The 7,293-nt window shown below is 69.1% G+C and carries 8 protein-coding genes; 2 read left to right on the forward strand and 6 right to left on the reverse strand.

The genetic code is table 11. From position 1 onward, the window contains the following. Window positions 1–149: 149 nt before the first annotated feature. The 6 genes from lsr2 to A5697_RS17700 form a co-directional block, all read right to left on the reverse strand. On the reverse strand, window positions 150–488 hold the full coding sequence (gene lsr2, locus A5697_RS17675) for a histone-like nucleoid-structuring protein Lsr2 (RefSeq protein WP_066955505.1): 339 nt from the start codon (window positions 486–488) through the stop codon (window positions 150–152). A 123-nt stretch (window positions 489–611) separates the two neighbouring features. Next, complete coding sequence (gene lysS, locus A5697_RS17680; protein ID WP_068011518.1) at window positions 612–2,114, reverse strand: lysine--tRNA ligase; 1,503 nt, start codon at window positions 2,112–2,114, stop codon at window positions 612–614. 48 nt (window positions 2,115–2,162) lie between these two features. Beyond that, a complete protein-coding gene (locus tag A5697_RS17685; RefSeq protein ID WP_066955511.1) occupies window positions 2,163–2,978 on the reverse strand; it encodes a type III pantothenate kinase in 816 nt (271 codons plus the stop codon). Window positions 2,979–2,980: 2 nt separating this feature from the next. After that, window positions 2,981–3,400, reverse strand: a complete 420-nt coding sequence (panD, locus tag A5697_RS17690; protein WP_067949806.1) for an aspartate 1-decarboxylase — start codon at window positions 3,398–3,400, stop codon at window positions 2,981–2,983. Further along, a complete protein-coding gene (gene panC / locus A5697_RS17695; RefSeq protein WP_068011519.1) occupies window positions 3,400–4,338 on the reverse strand; it encodes a pantoate--beta-alanine ligase in 939 nt (312 codons plus the stop codon). Before panC ends, panD begins: the two co-directional genes overlap by 1 nt. Continuing rightward, complete coding sequence (locus tag A5697_RS17700) at window positions 4,335–5,246, reverse strand: Rossmann-like and DUF2520 domain-containing protein (protein WP_067949810.1); 912 nt, start codon at window positions 5,244–5,246, stop codon at window positions 4,335–4,337. The genes panC and A5697_RS17700 overlap by 4 nt, the downstream gene beginning before the upstream one ends. A gap of 267 nt (window positions 5,247–5,513) precedes the next feature. Here A5697_RS17700 and A5697_RS17705 point away from each other — a divergent pair, with 267 nt between their 5' ends. Both A5697_RS17705 and A5697_RS28115 read left to right on the forward strand, forming a co-directional pair. After that, window positions 5,514–6,005 carry a DUF3180 domain-containing protein gene (locus A5697_RS17705; protein ID WP_068011520.1) on the forward strand — a complete coding sequence of 164 codons (492 nt, stop codon included), beginning with the start codon at window positions 5,514–5,516 and terminating at the stop codon, window positions 6,003–6,005. A gap of 86 nt (window positions 6,006–6,091) precedes the next feature. Beyond that, window positions 6,092–7,293: DUF6779 domain-containing protein (locus tag A5697_RS28115; protein WP_197501043.1), on the forward strand; the 1,202-nt coding region annotated here is incomplete at its 3' end.

Genomic DNA, 7,293 nt, shown 5'->3' on the forward strand with positions numbered 1-7,293 from the left:
CGGGCAATCTCCCTGTGATTACAGCGCCGTAACTGAACCAACGTGGCGGAGTGCCAATTCGTTTCCTTGGTCACCGGTGATCTTTTTCGCGGCCAGCGAAACGAAAACCGGCGCCCGGGCCTGCCGCCCGGACGCCGGTGAGAGCTTTGTCAGGTCGCCGCGTGGAACGCGTCGATGACGTCGGCCGGGATGCGGCCGCGCGTCGACACGTTGTGACCGTTTCGGCGAGCCCACTCGCGGATCGCCGCGCTTTGCTCACGGTCGATCGCGCCACGGCCGCGGCCGGACCCGGAACGGCCGCGCCGCCGGCCCCCGACCCGACGGCCGGCTTCCACCCACTGCTTCAGGTCGCTGCGGAGTTTCGCGGCATTCTTGGACGAAAGGTCAATCTCATAGGTCACCCCGTCAAGGCCGAATTCGACCGTTTCGTCGGCTGCGCCGGCACCGTCGAAATCATCGACCAAGGTGACGGTCACTTTTTTCGCCATTAGCTTATCCTCGCATTTCGTCCTGATCAGATGCCGAGCAGATTGGGTGAGCCTCCCCGGGTCTCAATCTGCCATAACAACGCAGCATACTCAATCCGGACCCAAGCCGCACAGTTGCACTTTTCAAGTGGAGTGCGGCCGAACAATCGGGAACAAAACTGTCTCTCGAATTGACAGTCCGGTCAAAGACATCAACAACCGATCGATACCCATTCCCGTTCCGGTGCACGGCGGCATCGCATACTCGAGGGCGGCAAGAAAGTCTTCGTCGAGCACCATGGCTTCGTCGTCGCCGGCCGCCGCGGCGCGGGCCTGCGCGGCGAATCTCTCCCGCTGCACGACGGGGTCGTTCAATTCGGAGTACCCGGTGGCCAGTTCCACGCCGCGCACGTAGAGGTCCCACTTCTCGGTCACCCCGGGGATGCTGCGGTGCTGACGCGTCAAAGGCGTTGTCTCAACCGGAAAGTCCCGCACGAAGGTCGGCGCAGTCAGCGTGTCCCCCACCGTGTGCTCCCAGAGTTCCTCGACGAGCTTTCCGTGCCCGTAGCCGCGATCGCGGGCGATCTCGACTCCGAGCCGGTCCGCGATGGCCCACAGCCGCTCCACCGACGTCTCGGGGGTGATCTCTTCACCGAGTGCCGCAGACAGCGACGGGTACATTTGAATCGACGCCCATTCTCCGTCTATGTCGTAGACACTCCCGTCGGGCAGCGGTAGTTGTCGGGTTCCGATCGCCTCATCGGCGACCTCTTGAATAAGCTCACGCGTGACGACCGCCGAATCGTCATAGGTTCCGTACGCCTGGTAGGTCTCCAGCATGGAGAATTCCGGAGAATGCGTGGAATCGGCGCCTTCGTTTCGGAAGACTCGATTTACTTCGAAGACCTTGTCAAAACCCCCGACGATGCAGCGCTTGAGGAACAGTTCCGGCGCGATCCGCAGGTACAGATCCATGTCGAGAGCATTGGAATGCGTGACGAACGGTCGCGCCGCCGCGCCCCCCGCCAGCGTCTGCAACATAGGCGTTTCGACTTCGAGAAACCCGCGCCGTTCGAGCGAGTTGCGAATCGCGCGGACGACGGCGATCCGCTGCCGCGCCACCGTCCTGGCCTGGGGCCGGACGATGAGGTCGACGTAACGCTGGCGCACCCGCGCCTCTTCGCTCATCTCCTTGTGGGCCACCGGCAGCGGTCGCAACGATTTCGCCGCCATTTGCCACGAATCGGCCAGAACGGATAATTCGCCGCGGCGTGAGCTGATCACGTTGCCGTGCACGTAAACGATGTCCCCGAGGTCGACGTCGGCCTTCCAAGCCTCGAGCGCTTCGGGGCCCACCCTGTCGAGGCTGATCATCACCTGCAGGCTGGTGCCGTCGCCCTCCTGGAGTGTCGCGAAGCACAATTTCCCGGAGTTGCGCGCGAACATCACCCGGCCCGCGATGCCGACGACGTCGTCGGTGGCGGTGTCGATCGGCAGGTCGGGATGGTCGGCGCGTACCTGCGCCAGGGTGTGGGTGCGTTCGATCGCGACCGGATACGGTTCGCGACCCTCCGCCAACAAGCGAGCGCGCTTGTCCCGGCGGATGCGGAACTGCTCGGGCAGGTCTGCTGGGTCGGCGTCACTCACGACGTGCCAGCTTAAATGACTGGTCTTTGAGCTTGCGTTGACGCCGTCTCAGCGCGCGGTTTTCAGCCGACCGCGCTGGGTGTCCCGGTTGCGTTCGAACACCAGGCGCAGTCCCTGCAGGGTCAGATGCTGGTCGTAATGGCTGGCCGTGTGCAGCTCGGGCAGCAGCAGCGGCGCCGTGTGGCCGGTCGCCACCACCGCCACGTCGTCGCCGGCGAAGCCCTCGACGTCCTCGCGAATGCGCCCGACCAGACCGTCGACCAGCCCGGCGAAGCCGAATACGGCTCCGGCCTGCATGCATTCGACGGTGTTCTTGCCCACCACCGAACGGGGGCGGGACAGCTCAACCCGGCGCAGGGCGGCGGAGCGGGCCGCGGCGGCGTCCGAGGAGACCTGCACGCCCGGCGCGATCGCGCCGCCGAGAAATTCACCCTTGGCCGACACCACGTCCACGCAGATCGATGAGCCGAAGTCGATCACGATGGCGGCGCTTTGAAAGCGGTGAAATGCGGCCAGGCAGTTGACGATTCGGTCGGCGCCCACTTCTTTCGGGTTGTCGACGAGCAGCGGGATGCCGGTGCGCACACCGGGCTCGATCAACACGTGCGGCACCGACGGCCAGTACTGGTCGAGCATGATCCGCACCTCGTGCAGCACCGACGGGACGGTGGACAGGGCGGCCGCGCCGGTGAGCCGCTCGGAGTCGTCGCCGATCAGGCCGTCGATGGTCAGGGCCAGCTCGTCCGCGGTCACCTCGGACTCGGTCCGGATCCGCCAGTGCTGCACGACCTTTGCGTGCTCCTTGGACCCGGAGATCAGCCCCACCACGGTGTGGGTGTTACGGACGTCGATGGCCAGCAGCACAGCTACCGCGCAACGATTCGGGGATCCAACAGCTCGGCGGCATCCGCGGGCACGAAGGCCGGGTCGTGGCCCAGGTCGATCGGCTTGTTGTCGGCGTCGACGAACACGATCCGAGGCTCATACGCCCGCGCCTCGGCCTCTTCCATGGTCCCGTACGCGATCAGGATAACCAGGTCGCCGGGGTGCACGAGATGCGCTGCGGCGCCGTTGATTCCGATCACACCGCTGCCCCGCTCCCCGGTGATCGCGTAGGTCACCAGGCGGGCACCGTTGTCGATGTCGACGATGGTCACCTGCTCGCCCTCGAGCAGGTCCGCGGCGTCCATCAAATCGGCGTCGATGGTCACCGAGCCGACGTAGTGCAGGTCAGCCTGGGTGACGGTGGCGCGGTGGATCTTCGACTTGAGCATCGTCCGTAGCATCAATTCCTCCAAGATGATTCACGGGTGTCCCGATATGCGTCCGGCCCCACGGGTGCCGGCGAAGTTTCGATCTCGATCGAGATGTTGTCCAGCAGCCTGGTGCTGCCCAGCCGGACGGCGACGAGCAACCGGCCGGTTCTGTTGCCGCCCAACGGGCCCAGGTCCGGGTCGCGCAACTCGAGGTAGTCGACCGTGAGCTCGGGCACCGCCTCGAGCACCGCCCGCGCCGCGTCCAGCGCGGCCCGCGGCCCGGCGTCGGCGGCGTGCGCCGCCGCCGTCAGCGCCGCCGACACCGCCACGGCCGCCTCACGCTGCCCCGGGTCGAGGTAGCGGTTGCGCGACGACATGGCCAGCCCGTCGGCTTCGCGGACGGTGGGCACGCCGACCACCGCGACGTCGAGGTTCAGGTCGGCGACCATTTGCCGGATCAGCACCAGTTGCTGATAGTCCTTCTCGCCGAAGAACACTCGGTCCGGGCGCACGATCTGCAGCAGCTTGCACACCACGGTCAGCACGCCGGCGAAGTGGGTCGGCCGCGGACCGCCCTCGAGGTCGGCGGCCAGCGGACCGGGCTGCACGGTGGTCCGCAGGCCGTCCGGATACATGGCCGCCGCCGTCGGCGCGAATACGATTTCGACGCCTTCGCCGCGCAGCAGCGCCAGGTCGTCGTCCAGGGTCCGCGGGTAGGCGTCGAGGTCTTCCCCGGCGCCGAACTGGAGCGGGTTGACGAAGATCGAGACCGCGACCACCGAGCCGGGTACCCGCTTGGCGGCGCGCACCAGGGTGAGGTGGCCGTCGTGCAGGGCGCCCATCGTCGGCACCAACATCACCCGGCGGCCGGTGTGGCGCAGAGCGCGGCTGACGTCGCTGACGTCGCGCGGCCGCGAGTAGACGTTGAGTTCGCCGGCCTTGAAGGCGGGCGGCTTGCCTGGTCTCATCCCGCCAGGACCTCGACGACGTCGGCGGGGGCGTGGGCCCGCCGGGCGGTCCGCAGGGCGTTCACCCGGTACGCCTGCGCCAGTTCCGGGTCGACCCGGTTGAGCGCGCCGAGGTGCTCGGCGACCGCGGCGGCGTCGCCGCGCGCGACCGGACCGGTCAGCGCGGCCTGCCCGCGTTGCAGGGTGTTCTCCAGCGCCGCCCGGGCCAGCGGGCCGACGATGCGTTCGGCGATCCCGCCCGGCTGGTCGTCGACGGACTGTTGACCGAGCAGTTCGCTGCCGCGCAGCGCGGCCCGCAACGCTTCGAGCGCATCGGCGAGCACCGTCACCAGGTGGTTGCCCGCATGCGCCAGGGCGGCGTGGTAGAGCACCCGCGCCTCCTCACGCACGCAGAACGGTTCGCCGCCCATCTCGAGGACGAGCGACTGCCCGATCGCATAGCCCACCTCGTCGGCCGCGGTGATGCCGAAGCAGGTATCAGGCAGCCTGCTGATGTCCTCATCGGAGCCGGTGAACGTCATCGCCGGGTGGATCGCGAGCGGAATGCACCCGTCCTGGGTCAGCGGCGCAAGAATGCCCACCCCGTTGGCGCCCGACGTGTGGGCGACGATCGTGCCCGGCCGCACCGACGACGTCGCGGCCAGCCCGGACACCAGGCCGGCGAGTTCGCTGTCGGGAACGGCCAGCAGCAGTAGCTCGGCGTCGGCGGCCACCTCCGGCGGGGACACCACCGGAGTATCGGGCAGCCAACGCTGCGCCCGCTGGCGGGACGCGTGGGAGATGGCGCTGCACGCGACCACGACGTGGTCGGCGCGCTCGAGCGCGACCCCGAGCGCGGTGCCGACCCGGCCGGCGGAGATGACGCCCACCTTGAGCCTGGCCGGGCGCAAACCGTCGAACTGCACCATCGCAGACGACCTCACAGATTTCTTCGTTCGTTCCGGTCCCACGTCGGTGGGTACCGTTCGGTCACTAAAACTGTAGTCGATTACCGGGCGGCACCCAATGTGAGGAAGCTCCCAGCTCAGCCGTCGCGTCGGCGGCGCCGGCCGCCCTCGGACGGCTGCACCTGCAGCCGCGCCAGCAGGTCGGCAACCGACTGGCCGCCGGTCGTGGGGCCCTCGCCCGTGCCGTTCAAGCCCTCCGCCTGCGCGTCCACCCCACCGTGTCGGGGCGTGTGTTCCGGCGCGGGCGGCGGGGCCAGCCGCGGGGGTTGCTCGGCCGCGGTGGTCGGCGCTGCGGTGGTCGGTTATCTGCTGGTGACCGCCCTGTACCGGTGGTTTCCGCCCATCACGGTCTGGACAGGCCTGTCGCTGCTGGCGGTGGCCATCGCGGAAGCCCTGTGGGCGCGCCACGTGCGGACCAAGATCACCGACGGCGAAATCGGCGTCGGCCCCGGCTGGCTGCATCCGCTGGCGGTGGCGCGCAGCCTCATGGTCGCCAAGGCGTCGGCCTGGGTGGGCGCGCTGGTGCTGGGTTGGTGGGTCGGAGTGCTCGTGTACTTCCTGCCGCGGCGGTCCTGGCTGCGTTCGGCCGCCGAGGACACGAGCGGCGCCGTGGTTGCGGCCGTCAGCGCGCTGGCACTACTCGTCGCCGCGCTGTGGCTGCAGCATTGCTGCAAGTCGCCGCCCGATCAGACCGAGCACGGCGAAGGCGCGGAAAACTAGCCCAGTCGTGCTCCCCGGCCAACCCGCGCGAGAATCGCCGGAGTAGGGCGACACGCGGAATGACCTCGCGCAGGTACAGTCAGGCCATGACCGTTCTGTCCCGCGGCGCCCGGGTTCGGCGCGGCGGCCGCAGGCCGGGGTGGGTGCTCTTGACCGCGTTGCTGGTCCTCGCGATGGGGGCGAGTTCCGCGCTGGTTTTCACCAATCGGGTGGAACTCCTCAAGCTCGCTGTAATCCTGGCGCTGTGGGCCGCAGTCGCCGGTGCCTTCGTGTCGGTGCTGTACCGCCGCCAGAGCGACGCGGACCAATCCCGCGTGCGCGACCTCAAGCTGGTGTACGACCTGCAGCTGGATCGCGAAATCTCGGCCCGCCGCGAGTACGAGCTGACGGTGGAGTCCCAGTTACGCCGCGAATTGGCTTCCGAGCTGCGCGCTCAGGCCGCCGACGACCTGGCCGAGCTGCGGGCGGAGCTGAGCGCGTTGCGCACCAGCCTGGAGATCCTGTTCGACACCGACCTGGCTCACCGCCCGGCCCTGGAGACCCCGGAGACCGAGGCGCCACGCGAGCGCGCGTACAGCGAGTGGGACCGCAACGGCGAAACCCCGCGTGACGCGCCCTACGACTGGGTCGCCAGCGACCGGGTCACCTCCGTCCCCCAGGAAACCCCCGCGGGCCGGGCCGACGAAACGGCGATCATCGACGTGCCCGAGGAACCGCTGTTGCCGCCCCGGCAGGCGCAGCCCCGCCGCGAGCGGGTCCGTCACCAGTACGAAGCGCCGCAAGAGCCGGGGCCGCCGCCCCAACCGGAGCCGTCGTACAGCGCCGCGCCGCCCCCGCCGGAGCCGCGATTCGAACCGCGCCAGCAGCCGCCGCCACCGCCCCAGCCGGAGCCGACGCCGCAGCCGGAGCCGACGCCTCAGCCGCAAGCGCAGGGCTGGCAGCCCGCGGGCGCGTCGGGACTGTGGTTGCCGCCCGGGACGCCGGGCAGCAACTGGGCCGGCTCCGAATCGACCGCCACACCGGCCGACGAAACGTCGGGCCGGCGGCGCGCCCGCCACACCGAGTCGGACGAGGCCTGGGCCGGCCCGGTCTCCGAGCCGGTGACGCCGCCCTACGGCGAATCGGGTCGCCGGGCGCGGTCGCGCCACTCGGCGGAGTACCGCGACTACGGCGTGCGCAATTTCACGCCCACGAATGAGCCGGCCTTCACACCGCCGCCCGCTCGAATTCCTGGGCCCGGCGCAGCCAGCACTGCCCGTCGCACGCCGGATCGTTGGCGATCAGCACA

The organism is Mycobacterium sp. E3251 (genome assembly GCF_001666835.1).
Lineage (GTDB): Bacteria > Actinomycetota > Actinomycetes > Mycobacteriales > Mycobacteriaceae > Mycobacterium.

What these genes read in the sequence shown, in the direction of transcription:
- lsr2 (WP_066955505.1), bottom strand. Translation starts at nt 488, where the DNA reads ATGGCGAAAAAAGTGACCGTCACCTTGGTCGATGATTTCGACGGTGCC.
- panD (WP_067949806.1), bottom strand. Translation starts at nt 3,400, where the DNA reads ATGCTACGGACGATGCTCAAGTCGAAGATCCACCGCGCCACCGTCACC.
- panC (WP_068011519.1), bottom strand. Translation starts at nt 4,338, where the DNA reads ATGAGACCAGGCAAGCCGCCCGCCTTCAAGGCCGGCGAACTCAACGTC.
- A5697_RS17700 (WP_067949810.1), bottom strand. Translation starts at nt 5,246, where the DNA reads ATGGTGCAGTTCGACGGTTTGCGCCCGGCCAGGCTCAAGGTGGGCGTC.